Below are 305 nucleotides of genomic sequence, written 5' to 3'. Positions count from 1 at the left end.
TGCCCAATTGTTTTTGGAGTTCCGATAACTTGAATATTTTTTGACTGTGAAAAATCATCCACAATCCATTCAAAAATATTTGACTTATAATGTTTCCAACTTTCTTTAAAACGTCTCAAAAAAAGCCCAGCATCATGATATGGATCATTAAGAAAAGCTTGATCAGCATCCCAATAAATTCGGGCTTGATCTAAAGCTAATAAATGCTGTACGATTTTTTCTTCTGCTGCATTTAAAGCATTGAAACCCGCAAAAATAAAAGTACGTTTTCCAATAGTGTTCGAAAAATGATTGAGATTATTTAC

The 305-nt window shown here is 31.8% G+C and carries 1 pseudogene; it reads right to left on the bottom strand.

Annotated features, from left to right (window positions below):
- Window positions 1–305 (bottom strand): annotated as a pseudogene (locus B3J44_RS01590) (PD-(D/E)XK nuclease family protein); the annotation flags it as partial.

Source organism: Flavobacterium sp. UBA4854 (assembly GCF_002399805.1).
GTDB classification, from domain to species: domain Bacteria; phylum Bacteroidota; class Bacteroidia; order Flavobacteriales; family Flavobacteriaceae; genus Flavobacterium; species Flavobacterium ginsengisoli.
The sequence above is the reverse complement of the archived record's forward strand: the minus strand, read 5'-3'. Positions and strand labels throughout refer to the sequence as shown.